Genomic DNA, 17,037 nt, shown 5'->3' on the forward strand with positions numbered 1-17,037 from the left:
GGTTCGGTAGTATTGTCGGCTCCGGTTAATACCAAATCTCAATTCAGTGCGCATAGACGGTAAGGCTCGCAAGCTCGACCGGCTTGCCGAGCGCACCCGGCGGCAGGATCGCGGTGTCGGTCCGCTCGGTGCCGGTGCGCGGATCGGCGAGCGTGATCGTCACGGTCTGACCGGACGGATCGGCGATGCCGCTGGTGGCCGCGAGCGGCAGGTCCACCCGCCACGACCGCGCGCCCTCGACCGGCATCGCGCGGCCCGCGACCCTCACCAGCACCGCGGCGTCTGCCCGGCTGCCGGTGAGGCGCAGACAGGTGTGCGCACCGCAATGCACCAGCCGCGCATCAGGCGCCGCCGCGGCGAGGCTGGGTAGCGCGAGCGTGGCGAGGGCGAGAAGCGACCGCACGGTGAGCGCGGCGGATGACGAAGGGAGACGATGTGGCATCGTGCGAGAATGCGGATCGGTCGCTTCCGGCGGAATGGGCCGTTTGACGTAGGGGAAGGCGGTTTTTCGCCGCCGTCGCAGGCCTCCGGCTTACGTCAAACACCCCATGTCGTCGCTGCATTATTATCGTTTAGCTTATCCGTAATACGTGAACGGCTCGAAGAAGCCGGGGCGACGGGGTGGGGTGTTCCAGGAGGCCTCGACGGACAAGAACAAGACAAGGGGCAAAGACTATGGCTGGAGGTTTTCCTCGCACCGCGTTGCTATGTGCGACCGCGCTCGCGACCGGTGCGATGTCGCCGGCCTTCGCGCAGGAGGTGCCCACCACCGCGCAGGCCGCGAGCCCCAGCCCGGTCGAGCCCCCGGTCGCCGAGGAAGCCGACAACAACGACATCATCGTCACCGGCAGCCGCCGCCAGACCACGCTGCAGGACGCACCGATCAACATCAGCGCGATCAGCGCGGAGACGATCAAGAACCAGCGGCTCGACGACATCCGCTCGCTCGCCTCGTTCACGCCGGGCGTCACGGTGGCCGACACCGGGCCGGCCAGCGCGGGGCAGATCATCCTACGTGGCATCTCGTCGGCGGACACCAACGACACCGGCGCAAATGCCAACAATGCGCTCGGCGTTTATCTGGGTGAAGTTCCGCTCTACCTGGATTTCAAGCTGATCGACATCGCCCGGGTCGAGGTGCTGCAGGGGCCGCAGGGCACGCTGTACGGGCTCGGCACGCTGGCGGGCGCGGTGCGATATCTGCCCAACCGACCGGATGCGACCGGGATCTCGGCGGAGGTGCATGGGCGCGGCTATGCGCAGTCGCATTCGGACCAGCTCGGCGGGGTCGGCGATTTCTCGCTCAACCTGCCGATCGTCGCGGACCACATCGCGTTCCGTACCGCCACCGGCTATTACGACAATGCCGGCTTCATCGACTATAACTACCTGTTGAAGCAGCCTGGCGTCTCCGATCCGCAGCCGGTCCGTGCAAGCGAAGGCTCGACCGGCGGTCTCGGCGGTACCGACGATTACCTGGCCAATTTCAAGCGCAAAGAGGATGTGAACTACGAACACACCTTCACCACGCGCAACCAGCTGTTGCTCGAATATAATCCCGACCTGAAGGCGTATCTGACCTACGCGCACCAGACCACCAAGACCGGCGGGCGGCAGGCGAACGGCGCCGGGGTGCTCGGCACCGGGCGGTACGAGGGGCCGTGGCGCTATCTCGAGCCCATCAGTCGCAAGGCCGACCTGTTCTCCGCTGAAATCTTCGCGAACGTCTTCAACGTCGCGCAGCTCGTCAGCACCACCGCCTATACCAAGCAGGCGAACACCAGCGTCGACGACAACACCGATTTGCTGCTCGATCTGGACTATGGCTACGAGGCGTTCCCGAGCTTCTCGTCTTATGCCAATAATGCCAACCAGACCAAGCAGTTCAACCAGGAGGTCAGGCTGGTCTCAACGCATGGTGGCCCGATCAACTGGGTGATCGGCGGCTTCTACAATCGCCAGAAGTTCGCATCGACGCGCTTCGAATACACCCCCGGCTATGCGGAATATTACGACATCCCGCGGCCCGACAATCTCGAATACCTGTCGGCCGTCAGCACCAAGCTGGTGGAGAAGGCGGCGTATGGCGAGGCGACACTGCACATCACCAGCAAGTGGCAGGTGACCGGCGGCTTGCGCTACTTCAAGTATGACGCCGACGTCTCCGGTGGCTCCGATCTGCCGCTGACCGGCGGCGGTATCCGGCGCATGCCGTTCCCCTCGATCACGATCGCGCCGAGCCGCATCCGGACGGGTTCGACCGGCAAGGACGGCTTCGTCTGGAAGGGCAACACCTCCTACAAATTCAGCGACAATCTGCTGGCGTACTTCACCTACACGACCGGCTACCGCGTCGGCGGCGTCAATCGCGTCGTGCCCTGTATCCTGCCGCTGGCAGCGGGGCAGAACCTCTGCGCGCTTCCGAACGAGCTGATCTTCGGGCCCGACAAGACCAGGAACTTCGAACTGGGAGCGCGCGCCAGCCTTTTCGACCGGCGGCTGCAATTGACGCTGGACGGCTTCCACGTCGATTGGAGCGGGGTGCAGGTGCCGAGCCAGACCGTCAACGGCGCGATCGGGATCACCGTCAACGGCGCCAACGCGGTGTCGAAGGGGTTCGATTTCAGCGGTGCGCTGAAGATCACGCCCGATCTCGACCTGATCGGCACCTATTCCTACGTCGATGCGCATCTGACCCAAGACGTGGCTGGGCTGGTGGTGAGCCAGGGGCAGCGGTTCGACGCATCGAAGGGCGATCGACTGCCGGGATCGGCGAAGAATTCGGGCAGCGCGCGGCTGGTGTACAACTACCCGCTGGGTGACGATCGATCGATTCAGGCGATCTGGGCGGCGGTCTACCGCGGCGACATCTATTCGCGGGTCGGCCTGCGCGGCAATGGCGAGAAAATTCCGGGCTATGTCACGCACAGCACGTCGCTGACCTACACCACCGGCCGCTACGATGTCGGGCTGTTCGCGGACAATGTATTCGACAAATATGCGATCACCTCGATCGGCAACGACATTTCGTCGTTCAACCAGGTTCGCACCGACGTGGTCGAGCGCTATTTTTCGCGCGGCGTGCTCACCCCGCGTCGCGTCGGCGTCGAATTCCGGGTAAGGCTATGACGGAGGCGCAGCGGCTATGAGGCAGTTCCTGTTCAGCATCGTGCAGCCGCTGATGGTCGCGGCGGTCCTGCTCTTCTGGGCGTTCGGGCCGACCGCCTGGACCTCCGAACCGTCGTCGCTGGTGATCGCGATCCTGGTCACGACGGCGATCGTGCTTGGATTGGAATGGCTCAACGAACGCTATGCGAGCTGGCGGTTGACGAGGAAGGAGTTCTTCACCGACCTGTTCTATCTGATCCTCGGCTTCACCGCGATTTCCTGGGCCACCGTGACCTTCGCCGAGGAACCGTTGAAGGCGGCCAAGGCATCGATCGGGCTGGCCACGCCCTGGGCGATGCACCTGCCCTTCGTGCTGCAGGTCGCGCTGGTCGTGGTGTTGGTCGAGTTCGGGCAATATTGGATGCATCGGCTGATGCACAACAATGCCACGTTCTGGCTGACCCATGCGCCGCATCATCACCTGACCCAGCTCAACGCGATGAAGGGCGCGGTTGGCAATCCGATCGAGCTGTTCCTCATCAGCCTCAGCGTCGTCGCGCTGTTCGACCTGCCGGTGCCGGCGGTGTTCTGCGGCTTCAACGTGCTGTCGGTGATCTCGACCTTCGCGCACGCCAACACCCGCTGCGATCCGCCGCGTTGGTATGCGTATTTCTTCACGACGATCAGGAACCACAGCCTGCACCATTCGGTCGGCTATGAGGAGACGCGCTGCAATTTCGGCAATTCGCTGATCCTGCTCGATCGGATCTTCGGCACCTATCGCGACGGCGAGGCGGAGGCGGTCGGGCAGGGCGAGCGGCGGAGGTTGTCGATCGTCGAACAGACGCTGTTTCCGCTGCGGCCCGTGATCGACGCGGTGCAGGCGAAACGGCGCCAGCCCGAGAGCGAGACCGCGCCAGCGCCCACGCCCGCGATGATCGCGGACCGCGCGGCATGAGCGGGCTGAACGGCATGACCCGATCCGCGATCGCGGCGGTCGTCGCAGGATGCCTTGCCGCGACGCCTGCGGTCGCGGCCGAGCCGAAGGAGAAGGTGATCCAGGTGCCCGGCTTCGCCGATTTCCTGGCGGTGGACGGATCGAGTGTCTGGGCGACCAACAAGGGGCGGGTAGAGCGCTGGTCCCGGCGCGGCAAGCAGGCCGAGGTGGCAATGGCGCACCCGTGCGGCGCGATGTCGATCGCGTTCGGATCGTTGTGGGTGGCGGATTGCGACGAGCGCACCGTGGTCCGGATCGATCCGAAGACCGCCACCAAGGTCGCGACGATCGCGACCGGGATCGCCAATCCCGAGGGCGAGCTGAACGTCGCAACGGGCGCGGGGTCGATCTGGGTGGCGAGCGACGCGAAGGGCGTGGTCGCGCGGATCGATCCCGCCACCAATGCGGTAATCGCGTCGATCCCGGTCGATCCGGGCACCTTCTATCTCAGCTTCGGCTTCGAATCGCTCTGGGCGGTCAGCGCCGCGGGGCGGACGCTCCAGAAGATCGATCCGGCGACCAACAGCGTCGTCCACCGCACCACGCTCGGTCGCGCGCCGGGCTTCCTCGTCGCGGGCGAGGGCGGGGTTTGGGTCCAGGAACAGGAGGACGGCACCGTCGCACGGATCGATCCCGCGACCGGCGACGTGTCGGGGCGAGTGAAGGTCGATCCGTCGTTGAAATATGGCGACATCGATGCCGGCGGCGGCAAGATCTGGCTGCGCACCACTGCAGGCCAGACGTTCGTGGTGATCGATCCCGCCACGCTCGCGATCCGGGCGCGGGTGGGAAAGGCGACCGGCAGCGGCGCGCTCCGCTACACCGATGCGGGGGTGTGGACGAGCTCGCACGACGTACACACGCTGTCGTGGTGGACGAAGCCGGCGAAGATCGGGAAGTGAGGCGGTGAGGATTGCGCGTTTTCCCGTCACCCCGGATCAAGTCCGGGGTGACGAAATTGTCCACAGTCAGGAACGCGGGCGGGGCGGCACCGGGTAGAGGATGAAATCCGCCTGCCGGTCTATGGTCGGCGGCGTGCCCTCGGCATCGACTGCTTTTTTCAGCGCGGCAATGGCCGACGGGGCGAGCGTCAGCGGGTGTTCCGCTGGGTGGGTGGCGGCCTCGTGAGGATAATCCCGCCCCGGTGTGGTCGTCATCTCGATATGCGCGCCGAGCAGCGCGCGGATCTCGTGGCTCCTGGCGAAGGCGGCGAGACGGTGGGCGCTGGCGCGGAAGGTCTCGATCTGGTCGGAGGGGACGTAGAGGCGGCCCGGATAGAGCATGTCGCCCGAGAAGAGCAGCCGCGTCCGGCCGTCGTAGACCATGATGTGTGCGGGCTCGTGGCCGGGGGTCGGGACGATGTCGAGCACGCGTCCGCCCAGATCGTAGCGCCCAATTGCGCGCGGCCAATCGCCGATGCCGAAGAAGGCGGCGACGTCTGCGGGGCGCAGGCCGACGACCGCGGTGTCGGCGCGATCGCGGAACTCGGCGTCGCCGGCGTGGTGGTCGCCATGGCCGTGCGAATGAGCGACGATCAGCCGCACCGCGCGGTCACCGTGGCGGGCGCGCCAGTCCGCGATCAGCCGGTCCACGGTCGGCCGGATCGCGAGGCCACCCGCGCCGCTGTCGATCAGCAGCGCGCGGTCGCGACCGAACAGCAGATAGAGGAAGGGCGCCTCGAAATTGGTCCGCACCGACTGGCGGATGACGAAGGTGTCGGCGTCGATCCGCTGCACCTGGGTCTCGGGTTCGCCGGGCATGGTGCCCGCGATCCAGGGGGCGAAACGCGGGCCGACGGTGGCAGGCGCGGCGGCGCTCAGCACGAGCGCGACCGCGGCGGCGATCCGAGCACGCACGCGGGTCATGACGATGCGCCCGACAGCCTTTTCCTGAACAGGTTTTTCACCAGTCGATCCTCGAGAATGCGTCCGACGACATACAGCGTCGCGAAGATCCCGGCAAAGACATAGGCGGGCTTCGGCGACGGGCTTTTCTTGTCCTCGTCGTCCTTCTTCTTCTTGGGCTTCTCCGGCGCGGGCGCACCGAGCGCCTTGTCGATCGGGTTGAGCGGCAACGCGGCCTTTTCGGCTTTCTTGGGCTTCTTGCCCGCCTTGGCCTCCGCGGCGGCGACCGCCTTCTCGTGCTTGCCGAGCGCGATCGTCGCCTGCGCCATGGCGAGGAACAGGAACGGCGCGAGGAAGCAGAACAGCAGCGCGCGGCTGATCAGATGGTAGCGCAGCACGGGGCCGTCGGCGCCGTCCTCGATCCGCAACGTACCGCTGTCGAAGATCGACATCTTGTCCTGTGCGGCCTGGTCCTTCTTGCTGAAGACCAGCGTCTCGTCGGCGCGTTGGTGGCGGGTGCCGGTCTCGCGGAAGACCGGATCGAGCCGCTCGAAGGCGTCGCCGCGCGACAGGCCTGGCGGAAGCGGCAGGCTGCCCCTGACGTGCCAGATCCAGTCGATGAAGCGCAGGTTCAAGGCGGCTCGTCGCGATCGGTGGACATCGTCGGTGATCACGGCCGCGTCGACGCCGGCCGGGGCGGTGGCACCGAGCATCACTCGGCCGGCACCGCCATGGCCTCGTCGCCGTCGGATCGACCCAGCCGCCCGGCGCGCTGCTTGAACGACTTCCACCCTTCGGCGAACGGATAGACCATCGTCTCCTGGATCGACATGCGGCGACCGCCTTCCATCCCGAGCAGCTCGGCTTCGCCGTCGACGCAGGTGCCGAACATCCGGTCGATCACGATCCAGGTGCCCGAATAATTGCTGCGGCTCGCCTCGAAATCCTGCGAATGGTGGACGCTGTGATGTTCGGTGGTGTTGAACAGGAAGCGCCACCAGCGCGGCGAATTGAAGCGGACGTTGACGTGCTGATAGGTGCCGACCGCGAGGCCGAGGGTGCCGGCGAGCAGCGCGGCGCGGGGGAGAAAATCGAAGAACCCGCCGACGCCGAGCCCGATCAGGAACAGCTCGACCGGGTTGCCGACCGCGCCTTTGTTGATGTTGAGCTGAGTGATGTAGTGGTGCGGCGCGTGGGTCAGCCACAGCGGGTGGAAATTGTGCATGCCCCGGTGCATCCAATATTGCCCGAAGTCGAAGGTGAAGGAGATCAGGAACGCCTGCACCAGCAGCGGCAAAGTCATGAACCAGGTCAGCTTGTCCCAGTGCATCGCGTCCTGCAGATATTCCGCGACCGCATCGCTGCCCACATAACCGTCGACGATCCGCAGCAGGGTGTAGCCGAGCCCGACGTAGAACAGGTCGGTGCACGCCTCTTTCCACGTCAGCCGCCAGCTGTCGAAGCGGGGATTGACCCATTCGAGCGCGAGCAGCAGCGCCTTGAAGCCGATCCCGATGCCGATCGCGGTCGATGCCTTGGCAATCGAATTCGGCGCGTAGTACCAGAAGGCGATCAGCGCGAACAATACCGCCGGCTGGAACCAGGTGAAGACGAACTGCTTCACCGGCCCGCCTACGACCTTCGGGACGTTCTCCCATCCGACCGTGACCGGCGACTGCGCGCCGATCACCCGGTTGCCTACGCGGGTTCCGTTCATAGCTGTCCCCGTGAATCGATCATGAGGACAAGCTATTCGCAACGCCGCGGCGGCGTCATACGTCATTGAACGTACGCGTGCGTCAGCCCGGCAGGGCGAGCGGCTTGGCCTCGTAGGTCTGGATCCAGCTCATGACGTCGCTGGTCAGCAGGCCGGTGACGCGGCGGGTGCGGGCGGCGAGGGTGTCGAAGGTGAGCGGCTCGCCGACCAGCAGGTCGCGGACCGCGGTCAGCTGGCCGCGGAGATCGCGGCTGCGTGCGGCGGTGCCGGAGAAATCGCCCTGCATGCGGATCCCGTAGATCGCGGCGCCGATCGCGGGCAGCGCCGCGCCGATGATCGTCGCTGCGTTGCCGAGCTGATAGGCGAGCGTTTCCGCCGCGCCGAAGCGCAGCGACAGCATCTTGACCGCGAACATCGCGACGCAGGCGAAGGCGGTGAGCATGAACAGCCAGGTGCCGAGGCGGTGCAGGCGATGTTCGAGATGGTGCATCCGCCGTGCATCGGCGCCGAGATACGCGATCTGATCGTCGAGCAGCCCGACCAGGCTGGCGCGGACGCAATCGAGATAGGCGGCATCGACCCGCGCCATCGGCAGCCCGACCTCGCGTGCGGTGGCGCGGACGTACCAGTCGGCCCAGCCGGCATCGGGCCGACCGTTGCGCAGATCGAGATCGCCGAGCTGCGCCGAGATGGCGAGGCAGCGCAGCCGTTCGGCGAGCTGGCGATTGTCGAGCCAGCGCCGGTGCCAGTCGCGCCGCCGCCCGGCATGGGTCTGGAGCAGGATCGTGCCGATCGCGAGCAGCTCCAGCACCAGCAGCGCGGGCTTGGCGCCGGGCAACGCGAGGCTGCTGAGCGACAGCACCACCGCCAGCGCCGCGAGCGCAAAATTGGCGACGTAGACGCTGCGGAAGGTCTGCGCCGCACGCGTCGCCGCGACGTCGGCCTGCGCAAAGCGGACCGCCAGCAGGCTTCGGATCCGCTGGCCGAACGCTGCGGCGGTAGCGCACAAAGCGGCGATCGGCTCCCCCGCGCGATCGGCGTCGAAGCGCTGGTCGATGTCGCTGCGCCGCAGCCCGCGCACGCCCATCATCGCCAGCAGCAGCGAATAGGCGATCGCGATCGACCAGCGCCGTGCGGGCATCGCCGCCTCGAACCGGCTTAGCCGCTCGCGGTCGCGCGGATCGACGGGCGCGGTGACCAGCGCGGCGACCAGCCCTGGGAGCGCCGACAGATCGCTGCGGGCGACGGAGTCGACGGTCTGCTGGCCGCGATCGATCGGGTGTAGCCGGTCCCACAGCAGCCGCGGTTCGTCGGCGGCCTTCGGATCGACGTGGATTACCGGGATGCCGCGGATCACCGCCTCGGCGACGATCTGCGCAGCGCCGCCGCGGCCCCAGGCGATCTCGCCGTCCCAGATCGCGATGATGAGATCGCTCTGTGCGAGCACGATCCGGCCGGCGCGTTCATAGGCGAGGCCGTCGCCACCCGGCGCGTCGCGGTCGCTGTTGAGCTCCATAATCGCGCTGCAGGCGTCGAGCCGGGCGTCATAGGCGGCGCGAGCCTCGCCCGGCGGGAAATCATGCGCGTAGATCTCGCGCGCGAAGGGCAGCACGACGTCGAGCCGCCAGTCGCGCGCGACCGCGGCATCCGCGGCGATCGCGTCGGCGCCCTCTGCGAGGCTGGTGATCAGGCGCAGGTCGCCGCGGTCGGCAAGACCGGCAGCATCCTCTAGCGCAACCAAGATGGCCTCGACCGACGCTTCGACCGCGCCGATATTCTCGACGCCCAGGCGTTGCAACCGGTGCCCGGTAACCCCGACCGTCATCAGCGTGCGCGGTGACAGCCCAGCGCGATCCGTCATCCGATGTGCCCCCACCTCAGTCCGATTGCCCCCTCTAGCGACCAATGCGCACGACAGCCATCGCCTTGGCAGCCCGCGCGCGAATCGGCTCATCGCCCGCTCTAGAGGCATTGGTGACTATCGGATCGGTACGGAACCGAACCAGTTCCTCGTCGTATATCCCACACCTTCCAACTCTTGGCGTTTGCCAAGCCGGGGAGCCATGGCCCTCGTTCGCGAGGTCATCAACGGCGTAAAAGAGGTGAGTAATGACAAAAAATATCGCAGGGCGTTCGGCATTGGCGATGCTTCTGATCGGATCCACCGCCCTCGGCGGATGCGCCACCAAGGGCTATGTCAACGACCAGATCGCGACCGTCAATTCGCGCATCGACGGCATGGATGGGCGTCTTCGCACTGTCGAGGGTACCTCGGGCCAGGTATTGAGCCAGGCACAGGCCGCCGCCGGACAGGCGCAGCAGAACGGACAGCGGATCGACCAGATCAACACGCGGGTCGATGGCCTCGAGCAGCAGATGCAGCAGCGGCAGCGCAAGCCCCGCGGGTGAGCCACCGGTTGCGTAACGTGCCGACCACGGGCCGTCCTTGGCGATCAAGGCGGCAGTGCTCGTAGGTCGGTCGCGCATCGTTAGGACCATTTGCCTGGCCGCCCTCGGGTGGCTGGGCATGGCCACGTCGTCGGCAGTGCCGGCGGCGATGGCCAAGCGTGTGGCAACCAAGCCGGCGTTGACCGATGAACCCTCGGTCGCCCCCGCCGTTGCCGGTGGCCCGGTGAAGACCGAGGGGGACCGCCTGGCGATCATGGCGGTGCAGTCCGATGCGGCGCGCCGGGTCGCGAACTGGGTGGTCGCCGCCAAGGACAATGGCGGTCGCCCCTATGCGGTCATCGACAAGCCCACCGCCTCGCTGCTGCTGTTCAACGGCAAGGGCGTGCTGGTCGGCCAGGCGCCGGTACTGCTCGGGATCGGGGTCGGCGACGATTCGACGCCCGGGGTGGGCGGCAAGGAGCTCGCCGATATCGGTCCTGCCGAGCGGACGACTCCCGCCGGCCGATATGTCGCGAAGTTCGGCCGCGCGTTCGGCAAGCAGCGGGTGCTGTGGGTCGATTACGCCAACTCGGTCGCGCTGCACGCGGTGATCACCACCCACAAGCAGGAACGCCGGGTCGAACGGCTGCTGTCGCCGACCCCGGATGACAATCGCATCAGCGCGGGCTGCATTAACATCGGCACGCGCTTCTATGCGGACCAGCTGAGCCCGATGTTCCGCAAATCGGGCGGTATGGTCTATATCACGCCCGACACCAGGAGCCTGGACGACGTGTTCCCGCGCGTGCGGCTGCTCCAGTATCTGAGCCAGGCGCGCGACCGGTGAGCGCCGGGCGATCGGTAACATAGGAGGAGTGGGCATGATCCTGCCGATGATGTTGGCGCTGGCGACGCCGACCAAGGCGCCCGTCGTGGTAAGTGCGCTGACGACGACCGCCCTGGTCGAGCAATGCCGCGGCAAGGACAACGACGCCACCGCCGACTTCTGTACCGGCTATATCCTCGGCGAATTCGATACGCTGTCGCTGTCGCGGCAGATCTGCCCGTCGCCGCAGCGCGCGTCGAACATCGAAGTCGTCACCGTGACGCGCAAATATCTGCGCAAGAATGCGGGCAAGAAGGACGTCGCGCCGTCGTTCCTGGTCCGCGACGCGCTGCGCGCCGCGTTCCCCTGCAAGCGGCGCTAGCCGATCAATAGGCGATCGGCGTCGGCGTTCCCGCGAGCTGCGCGATCTGGCTGCCGTTGAGCGTCGTGCGCGCGCCGGGCTCGTCGCCCTCGACGACAAGATAGCAATGCGCGCGCGCGGACCCGTCGAGCGTCGTCCAGCGCGCCAGGCACGCAGCCAGCGTCGACCGCTCGGGCCGGTGGATCGAGTCGACGAGCTGCGCCGCGCGGCTGGATTCGAGTAGGGACATGGTCGGGCCACCGATGATGTGAGCCCGTCGCTATGACAGGACGATGCTACCGTCGCCTTAACTGGTGCGGCTGGAGCGGCCTGGGGCGATCGGCTATCGCCGCGCGATGCACGTGACGCACGATCCCACCGACCCGGTCGCCGAGACGATCGCGTTCGACGACTTCCTGAAGGTCGACATCCGCGTCGGCACGATCGTCGCCGTCGAATCGTTTCCCGAGGCGCGCAAGCCGGCGCTGAAGCTGACGATCGATTTCGGCGCGGCGATCGGCACCAGGCGATCGAGCGCGCAGATCACCGAGCATTACACCGCCGAAACGCTGGTGGGGCGACAGGTGGCCGCGATAGTGAACTTTTCCCCGCGGCAGATCGGCAAGTTCATGTCGGAGGTGCTGACGCTGGGCTTTCCCGACGAGCAGGGCGCGGTGGTGCTGTTCGCCCCCGATCGGCTGGTGCGGAACGGCGGCCGGCTGTTCTGACGGGCAGGCGTCTGTCGAGAGCCGCAGATGTACCGATCGTTTTCAGGTGCGCGTGATCAGGGCACGGCGGCCTTGCCGCGCGGGACGACGGTAGCGACGATGACGTGGACGAGCGACTGGCCCGAGGCGTTCTCCACGTTCAGCTGCCAATGCCCTTCTTCGGCGAAGCCGGGATGGTCGGACAGGTAGCGGCCGAGATGGCGCACCGCTTCGTTGCGGGCTTCTTCGAGGTTCCCGGCCTCGATCGGGGTGCGATCGCGGCTCGGGCCGAGCAGGTTCAGGTAGAAGGTCGTCATAGACCTTCACCAAACCGCAATTCACGCGCACTTACAACGCGGTTCGCGCGGCGGCTTGCTCTATGTTGGTTGGTCCCCCGGTCCGGGGGAGCCGCTGGTTCGCCCGAGTTGGCCGGTGCGGAGGTCACTCGTAGCGGAAGACGATCTCGACGCGTTCGCCGGGTGCCACCACGCGCGACCAGGTCTGGATCCCGTCGACCGGCGCGATCGCCTTGTCGCTCGAGGTGATCTTGCTGCCGGCGCTGCCGATCGGCAGCTCGATCGTCACCGGCACGCGCAACGCATTGGTCGCGGTCACGACGTCGGTGCCGGCCACGGTCCTGCGCTGTTCGATCAGGACCTGGTTGCTGATGCCGGCGGCGATCCGGAAGGTTTCCCCCTCCGCGCGATCGGTCAGACCGCCCAGCCCGAGGAGGAACCGGTCGTCGCCGCGCGCGGCATAGGTGGCGGTGCTGCCCGACGGCAGCGCCAGGCCGAGCGCGTCCTCTTTGCGGTTGCGGAGCACCAGCACCGTTGTGGTCGGCGAGGGGCCGAGGGTCTGCCCGGGATAGATCGAGCGGCGGTATCGCCGGTCGAACGGCACGTCGGCGCGGGCGAGCAGCGCGACCTGCTTTTGCCCGCGCGCGCTGACGGTGACGCGGTCGGGCACGCGGTACAGCTTCAGGTCGCCGACGTTCTCGGGAGGAGGCGGTGGCGGGGGGGGCGGCGGGGCGGGAACCGACAAGTTCATCACCGCCGATGGCGAATTCATCACGCGCGACGCCGTGACGATGATGTCGACTTCTCGCGGTTTCTCGAGCCGGAGATCCGATGTCGTCGTGCCCAGCGGATAGCAGCGCAGCGACAGCGGCGCGGCGGCGGCGCGGATCGTCTCAACCTGGTCCCGATTGAGCCGGCCCGCGACCGCGTTGACCTCGGCGCCCGCGAACGCCTCGGGATTGGCGTTGGCGAGCGTCAGCCAGGCGAACAGGTCGAGCGTGCGGCCGTCGGGCTTGATGGTGGCGACGTAGCTGGCGCGCCAGTCGAAGCCGGAGGCCAGGTAGCTCAGCCGGACGGTGACGGTGCGCGCGACGGGGCTGACCGTGGTGACGCTCAGCACCGGCTTGCTCGACAGGTTGGCGGGCACGCCGTCGTAGGTGAGCCGTTCGGGCAGGCCGGCGCAGCGCAGCGTCTCGATCCCCGCCCGGGTGCGCAGCACGACGCCGGGTTCGGGTCCGGCGACGATCATGGCCTGCTCGCTGATCGATCGTCCGGTGGCGCGATCGGTGCGGGTCAGCGTCACCTCGCGGCCGAGACTGCCGTCGATCAGCGACGCTGGCGAGAGCAGGCGGGCGTCGCGGTTCTTCTCGACGACCCCGCCGGGCAGGCCGTCGATCACCGCGCTGACCGGGACGATGCCCTCGGCCACGCCCTCGAAGCGCAGCACGCTGCGGCCGCGCGGCAGGTGGACGCGGCGGCTCTCGGTCACCAGCGCGAAGCCGCCGAGCCAGCGCAGGTCGAGCGCGCCCCTGCCATAGGGCGCGCGGTAGACGGTAAGCGCGATGTCGCCCGGTGCGGTCGAGGTGACGACGCGGTCCTGCGCCGCTGCGGGCGATGGCCCGACAAGCACCAGCGCTAGCGCGAGGCGGAGCCGCCGCGCGTTCATTAGTAGCGGGTGTCGAAGGTCGCGGTGACGACGCTCTCCCCATTGGCGGGCACCGGGACCTGCCATTCGGCAGTGCCGGCGTTGGGGCGTTCGCTCTTGCGGCTTTCCTCGGTGACTCGGCTGTCGGTCCAGTCGAGGCCGGCCTGGGCGAGCTCGACCGTGACCGGCCGCGCGCGCGCATTGCTGACGCGGTAGCGCATCTTGGTGATCCAACGCGTGTCGCCGATCCGGGTGCGCGACACCACCACCGGCTGGACCTTCACGTCGAACGCGTCGCCGGTTGGCAGCGCGATCGTCGAGCCCTGCGGGGTGTGATCGATCCGGTTCTCGCCGGTGAATTGCGGCTGGCCGCGCGCGTCGCGGATATAGACGCGGACGACGCCCGCGGGGAGCGCGTCGCCCAGGCCGGCCGAACCGGAATTGGCGAAGCGGAGCACGCTTTGCGCGCTTCGCGGGTCCGTGCCGGTGCCGAGCCAGCCATTCTCGAACCGGTAGCCCGAAGTGGCGGACGCCCCCTTCGCGTCGAGAAAGCTGACCTGCTTGGTCTGCTTGTCCGCGATCGTGGTGCGTTCGGCGAGCGGGTAGAGATAATAGTCGCCGAGCTGTTCGCGCGCGGCGCTTTCCACGCCGGCGCGGGTCCGGGTCGGGCGGCGCGGACGGGGCGTGTAGGTCTCGGTATCGTTTTCGTCGCCGACCGATCCGGCGACGAGCAGCGCCTTCGCATTCGCGAAGGTGGTGCCGCTGGTGTTGCGCAGCGTGATCCAGCCCTGGACGTCGATCTTGCCCGCCTTGTCGTCGAACAGCGCGACATAGTCGGCGCTCCAGCCGAGTCCGCGGCTGAGATAGGAGAGCCGCGCGGGGCGGGTGCCCGATCGGGTGCTCGCTAGCATCACCGATAGCGTCGGGCGGGCGCGCAGCGATTCGGGCACGCGGTCGAAGACCGCGCGCACCGGCAGGCCGTCGTCGCGCAGCACCTCGATCCGCCCGGCAATGTCGAGCACTACACCGCCATTGACCGCGAGGACGCGGGCGCGCTCGCGGGTCTCGGCGCCGGTGGCGGGGTTGGTGCGGACCAGGGTGATCGTCTCGCCGACCGCCTTTTCCATCAGGCTCGACGGGCTGAGCAGGTCGTAATCGAAATTCTGTTCGACGATGGTCGCGTCGGGTACCACCAGCGACACCGTCTCCGGGCGGATCTGTGCGCTGACGTCGGGGAAGCTCTGCCGCACCCGGCCGTTGGCGAGATCGAGCTGGCGCACGTCCTGCACCAGCGCGACGTCGTTGTTGTAGATCGTGACCGAAACGTCGCCCTGCGCGCTGCCCGCCGCGGGCGCGGCGGCGGGGGCCGGTAGCGGCTGCTGCGCCAGCGCGCCGCTCGCCGCGATCATCGCGATCGCCAATCCCATGCTCGCCCGCATCACCATCCCCTCGGCCCGTTCGCGCGGCATCATGGCGTCGGCGGAGGGGCGATGCAATCAGTGCATGTAGAGCAACGTCTCCGCGGCGACGTAGCGCCGTTGTTCGACGAACGGCACGCTGCGGGTGTCGACGTCGATCACCTGCCGGCGGACGTCGTCGCCGCTGGCGGGGGCCTGATCCCAGCGCGGCAAGCCGGGGCCGTTCGGATTGCCGGTCTTGATGAAGTTCGCGAAATAGCCGCTCATCGTCGCCGAGACGGTGCGGTCGGCGTCGGTCCAGACGTAGAGCGGGTTCACGTCGAGATTGCCGAGCGCATATTCGATCTCGGCACTGTGCACCGCGCCGAGCGGCAGCGGCCTGCCGGAGGTGTCGGCCACCGCGTGCGGGCGGACCTTGGTGTAGTAGTAATAGAAGGTCGGTGCGCCGGTGCGACGCTGGAGATCGAACCATTTCCAGGTCGGCAGCGCGAGGAAATCGTCGCTCGCCAGCGCGGTCGCCGCGGGCAGTACCTCGGCATCGGTGGCGGCGGGATAGAGTGCGAACAGCGCGTCGGCCTTGTCGCCCAACGTGCGCGCGAGGCCGGCGCGGTACGTCGCGACGGTCGGCGGCGCGTCGCCGATCACCGCGGTGCCCGGTGCCTCCTGCGAATTGGAGCCGACCAGCAGCGGCACCCTGGCGGCACGCCCGCCCTGGAAGGTGACCGCAGGCGGCTCGGTCATGAAATACCCATCCAGGATGAAGTTGGAGGGCAGGTCCTCGGCGGTGCGTTGTTCGTCGAGCAGCCGCTGGGCAGGCAGTGCGCGCAGTGCCGCGACGGTCGGCGCGCCGATGCGCTGCGCGAAGGCGGCGCCCTTCGCCTCGGCTTCCGCGAGCGGCGGCGGGGTGAGCTTCTGCAGCACCGCGCCGCTTTCGCCGATCGCGCCGGCGATGTTGCCGCGCGATAGCGGCGAGACCATCAAGGCGCTGACCGACATCGACCCGGCGGATTCGCCCGCGATCGTGATCCGCGCCGGATCGCCGCCGAACGCCGCGACGTTGCGCTTGACCCAGGCGAGCGCCGCCGCCTGATCGAGCAGCCCGTAATTGCCCGAGGCGCGGTGCGGGGACTGTGCGGTCAGTTCGGGATGCGCCATCGATCCGAACACGCCGAGCCGGTAGTTGAGCGTCACCACGACGACGCCGCGCTTCGCCATGGCGGCGCCGTCATAGCGCTTCTCGGAACCGTCGCCGGCCTGGAAGCCGCCGCCATAGACATAGACCAGCACCGGCAGCTTGGTGCGCGCCGGCTTGTCGAGCGCGGCGGGGGTCCAGACGTTGAGGTAGAGGCAATCCTCGCTGATGCCGGGCGAGCGGAACATCATGTCGGAGAACAGCGGCAACTGCATGCACCGCGAGGCGAAGCTCTTGGCGGGCCGGACGCCCGACCAGCGCGCGACCGGTTGGGGCTCGCGCCAGCGCAGGTCGCCGACCGGGGGCGCGGCAAAGGGAATGCCGCGGAAGCTGTGGATCGCGGCGTCGCGCTCGTCGAGCGTGCCGGCGAGCTTGCCGCCCTCGACCGCGATGACAGCGTCGCCAGCGGCTTGGGCGGGGGAGGCGAAGGCCGTCGCCAGCGCGATCATCGATCCCAGCATCCGCATCACGCAATCCCCATCCACCTAGTTGACGCCGACCCTATTGGCCGGTCGCGACGATGGTCAAGCTAGGTTGC

At 67.8% G+C, this 17,037-nt stretch carries 17 protein-coding genes; 7 read left to right on the forward strand and 10 right to left on the reverse strand.

Annotated elements, in window-relative coordinates; translation table 11 throughout:
* Positions 1-43: 43 nt before the first annotated feature.
* A complete protein-coding gene (locus ACT009_RS13660; protein WP_445191610.1) occupies positions 44-442 on the reverse strand; it encodes a hypothetical protein in 399 nt (132 codons plus the stop codon).
* 233 nt (positions 443-675) lie between these two features.
* On the opposite strand from ACT009_RS13660, the gene ACT009_RS13665 reads away from it, so the two are divergent.
* Genes ACT009_RS13665 through ACT009_RS13675 form a run of 3 tightly spaced genes read left to right on the forward strand, consistent with a single transcriptional unit; the run spans position 676 to position 5,007 of the window.
* On the forward strand, positions 676-3,129 hold the full coding sequence (locus tag ACT009_RS13665) for a TonB-dependent receptor (protein WP_445191611.1): 2,454 nt from the start codon (positions 676-678) through the stop codon (positions 3,127-3,129).
* A 16-nt stretch (positions 3,130-3,145) separates the two neighbouring features.
* Positions 3,146-4,066 (forward strand): sterol desaturase family protein, encoded by a 921-nt coding sequence (locus ACT009_RS13670; RefSeq protein WP_445191612.1) that lies wholly within the window; start codon positions 3,146-3,148, stop codon positions 4,064-4,066.
* The gene (locus tag ACT009_RS13675) at positions 4,063-5,007 is read left to right on the forward strand and encodes a Vgb family protein (protein WP_445191613.1); all 945 of its coding nucleotides are present in this window, start codon (positions 4,063-4,065) and stop codon (positions 5,005-5,007) included. The genes ACT009_RS13670 and ACT009_RS13675 overlap by 4 nt, the downstream gene beginning before the upstream one ends.
* Before the next feature lie 66 nt (positions 5,008-5,073).
* Here ACT009_RS13675 and ACT009_RS13680 read toward each other — a convergent pair whose 3' ends face one another.
* The 4 genes from ACT009_RS13680 to ACT009_RS13695 all read right to left on the reverse strand — a co-directional run bounded on the left by ACT009_RS13680 (position 5,074) and on the right by ACT009_RS13695 (position 9,527).
* A complete protein-coding gene (locus ACT009_RS13680) occupies positions 5,074-5,970 on the reverse strand; it encodes an MBL fold metallo-hydrolase (RefSeq protein WP_445191614.1) in 897 nt (298 codons plus the stop codon).
* Positions 5,967-6,584 carry a hypothetical protein gene (locus ACT009_RS13685; RefSeq protein ID WP_445194102.1) on the reverse strand — a complete coding sequence of 206 codons (618 nt, stop codon included), beginning with the start codon at positions 6,582-6,584 and terminating at the stop codon, positions 5,967-5,969. The genes ACT009_RS13680 and ACT009_RS13685 overlap by 4 nt, the downstream gene beginning before the upstream one ends.
* Before the next feature lie 77 nt (positions 6,585-6,661).
* The gene (locus ACT009_RS13690) at positions 6,662-7,666 is read right to left on the reverse strand and encodes a sterol desaturase family protein (RefSeq protein ID WP_445191615.1); all 1,005 of its coding nucleotides are present in this window, start codon (positions 7,664-7,666) and stop codon (positions 6,662-6,664) included.
* An 82-nt stretch (positions 7,667-7,748) separates the two neighbouring features.
* Positions 7,749-9,527, reverse strand: a complete 1,779-nt coding sequence (locus tag ACT009_RS13695) for a hypothetical protein (protein ID WP_445191616.1) — start codon at positions 9,525-9,527, stop codon at positions 7,749-7,751.
* 284 nt (positions 9,528-9,811) lie between these two features.
* On the opposite strand from ACT009_RS13695, the gene ACT009_RS13700 reads away from it, so the two are divergent.
* From ACT009_RS13700 to ACT009_RS13710, 3 genes are all read left to right on the forward strand, one after another.
* Positions 9,812-10,075: a hypothetical protein gene (locus tag ACT009_RS13700; RefSeq protein WP_445194103.1), complete on the forward strand. Its 264-nt coding sequence runs from the start codon at positions 9,812-9,814 to the stop codon at positions 10,073-10,075.
* 118 nt (positions 10,076-10,193) lie between these two features.
* Positions 10,194-10,901 carry a hypothetical protein gene (locus ACT009_RS13705; RefSeq protein WP_445191617.1) on the forward strand — a complete coding sequence of 236 codons (708 nt, stop codon included), beginning with the start codon at positions 10,194-10,196 and terminating at the stop codon, positions 10,899-10,901.
* A 34-nt stretch (positions 10,902-10,935) separates the two neighbouring features.
* On the forward strand, positions 10,936-11,262 hold the full coding sequence (locus tag ACT009_RS13710; protein ID WP_445191618.1) for a Rap1a/Tai family immunity protein: 327 nt from the start codon (positions 10,936-10,938) through the stop codon (positions 11,260-11,262).
* A 4-nt stretch (positions 11,263-11,266) separates the two neighbouring features.
* Here ACT009_RS13710 and ACT009_RS13715 read toward each other — a convergent pair whose 3' ends face one another.
* The gene (locus ACT009_RS13715) at positions 11,267-11,491 is read right to left on the reverse strand and encodes a hypothetical protein (RefSeq protein ID WP_445191619.1); all 225 of its coding nucleotides are present in this window, start codon (positions 11,489-11,491) and stop codon (positions 11,267-11,269) included.
* Positions 11,492-11,597: 106 nt separating this feature from the next.
* On the opposite strand from ACT009_RS13715, the gene ACT009_RS13720 reads away from it, so the two are divergent.
* Positions 11,598-11,969 carry a tRNA-binding protein gene (locus tag ACT009_RS13720; protein ID WP_445191620.1) on the forward strand — a complete coding sequence of 124 codons (372 nt, stop codon included), beginning with the start codon at positions 11,598-11,600 and terminating at the stop codon, positions 11,967-11,969.
* Positions 11,970-12,025: 56 nt separating this feature from the next.
* Here the strand turns inward: ACT009_RS13720 and ACT009_RS13725 are convergent, their stop codons facing one another.
* The 4 genes from ACT009_RS13725 to ACT009_RS13740 all read right to left on the reverse strand — a co-directional run bounded on the left by ACT009_RS13725 (position 12,026) and on the right by ACT009_RS13740 (position 16,966).
* Positions 12,026-12,265: a DUF6894 family protein gene (locus ACT009_RS13725; protein ID WP_445191621.1), complete on the reverse strand. Its 240-nt coding sequence runs from the start codon at positions 12,263-12,265 to the stop codon at positions 12,026-12,028.
* A gap of 124 nt (positions 12,266-12,389) precedes the next feature.
* Positions 12,390-13,910, reverse strand: coding sequence for a DUF4139 domain-containing protein (locus tag ACT009_RS13730; protein WP_445191622.1), 1,521 nt, complete (start codon positions 13,908-13,910; stop codon positions 12,390-12,392).
* Positions 13,910-15,316 (reverse strand): DUF4139 domain-containing protein, encoded by a 1,407-nt coding sequence (locus ACT009_RS13735; protein WP_445194104.1) that lies wholly within the window; start codon positions 15,314-15,316, stop codon positions 13,910-13,912. Before ACT009_RS13735 ends, ACT009_RS13730 begins: the two co-directional genes overlap by 1 nt.
* A gap of 69 nt (positions 15,317-15,385) precedes the next feature.
* Positions 15,386-16,966, reverse strand: a complete 1,581-nt coding sequence (locus ACT009_RS13740; RefSeq protein WP_445194105.1) for a carboxylesterase/lipase family protein — start codon at positions 16,964-16,966, stop codon at positions 15,386-15,388.
* Positions 16,967-17,037 lie beyond the last annotated feature (71 nt).

Source organism: Sphingomonas sp. Tas61C01, from assembly GCF_052567495.1.

Coding starts and splice junctions, on each gene's coding strand:
- ACT009_RS13660 (WP_445191610.1), bottom strand. CDS start 442: ATGCCACATCGTCTCCCTTCGTCATCCGCCGCGCTCACCGTGCGGTCG.
- ACT009_RS13665 (WP_445191611.1), top strand. CDS start 676: ATGGCTGGAGGTTTTCCTCGCACCGCGTTGCTATGTGCGACCGCGCTC.
- ACT009_RS13670 (WP_445191612.1), top strand. CDS start 3,146: ATGAGGCAGTTCCTGTTCAGCATCGTGCAGCCGCTGATGGTCGCGGCG.
- ACT009_RS13675 (WP_445191613.1), top strand. CDS start 4,063: ATGAGCGGGCTGAACGGCATGACCCGATCCGCGATCGCGGCGGTCGTC.
- ACT009_RS13680 (WP_445191614.1), bottom strand. CDS start 5,970: ATGACCCGCGTGCGTGCTCGGATCGCCGCCGCGGTCGCGCTCGTGCTG.
- ACT009_RS13690 (WP_445191615.1), bottom strand. CDS start 7,666: ATGAACGGAACCCGCGTAGGCAACCGGGTGATCGGCGCGCAGTCGCCG.
- ACT009_RS13695 (WP_445191616.1), bottom strand. CDS start 9,527: ATGACGGATCGCGCTGGGCTGTCACCGCGCACGCTGATGACGGTCGGG.
- ACT009_RS13700 (WP_445194103.1), top strand. CDS start 9,812: ATGCTTCTGATCGGATCCACCGCCCTCGGCGGATGCGCCACCAAGGGC.
- ACT009_RS13705 (WP_445191617.1), top strand. CDS start 10,194: ATGGCCACGTCGTCGGCAGTGCCGGCGGCGATGGCCAAGCGTGTGGCA.
- ACT009_RS13710 (WP_445191618.1), top strand. CDS start 10,936: ATGATCCTGCCGATGATGTTGGCGCTGGCGACGCCGACCAAGGCGCCC.
- ACT009_RS13715 (WP_445191619.1), bottom strand. CDS start 11,491: ATGTCCCTACTCGAATCCAGCCGCGCGGCGCAGCTCGTCGACTCGATC.
- ACT009_RS13720 (WP_445191620.1), top strand. CDS start 11,598: ATGCACGTGACGCACGATCCCACCGACCCGGTCGCCGAGACGATCGCG.
- ACT009_RS13725 (WP_445191621.1), bottom strand. CDS start 12,265: ATGACGACCTTCTACCTGAACCTGCTCGGCCCGAGCCGCGATCGCACC.
- ACT009_RS13730 (WP_445191622.1), bottom strand. CDS start 13,910: ATGAACGCGCGGCGGCTCCGCCTCGCGCTAGCGCTGGTGCTTGTCGGG.
- ACT009_RS13735 (WP_445194104.1), bottom strand. CDS start 15,316: ATGGGATTGGCGATCGCGATGATCGCGGCGAGCGGCGCGCTGGCGCAG.
- ACT009_RS13740 (WP_445194105.1), bottom strand. CDS start 16,966: ATGCGGATGCTGGGATCGATGATCGCGCTGGCGACGGCCTTCGCCTCC.